The sequence below is a fragment of the Bowmanella dokdonensis genome (genome assembly GCF_017254865.1).
In the GTDB taxonomy this organism is placed as follows: Bacteria; Pseudomonadota; Gammaproteobacteria; order Enterobacterales; family Alteromonadaceae; genus Bowmanella; species Bowmanella dokdonensis.
Genome location: NZ_JAFKCV010000446.1, coordinates 1 through 278, shown reverse-complemented (window position 1 = coordinate 278; position 278 = coordinate 1). Strand labels below are relative to the sequence as shown.

Annotated in this window: 1 protein-coding gene; it reads left to right on the top strand. The window is 53.2% G+C overall.

Going from position 1 to position 278, the window contains the following annotated elements; genetic code table 11:
* Window positions 1-278, top strand: a 278-nt coding sequence (locus tag J0A66_RS23255; protein WP_206576122.1) for a type II secretion system F family protein, incomplete at both ends; no start/stop codon positions are given.

Sequence of the window (278 nt, the reverse complement as noted above, 5' to 3'; positions counted from 1 at the left end):
AAAAAGGGCGTCGCGTTACGGTGTCCGATCTGGTGATACCTTTGCAGGAACTGGCAACCTTAACAGACTCTGGTGTTGCACTAATTGATGCGGTTAAAGCGCTGGCCCAGAACGATGAGCATCCCAACCTGGCCAAAGGTTTTATGTCTATCGCCAGTCGCATTGAAGGCGGGGAGAGTTTTTCTTCAGCGATAAAGGCGTCCAGTTTGCCATTTCCCGGCTATGTGGCGCATTTGGTGAGTGCAGGGGAGCTAGGTGGGCAGCTGTCTCAGGCACTG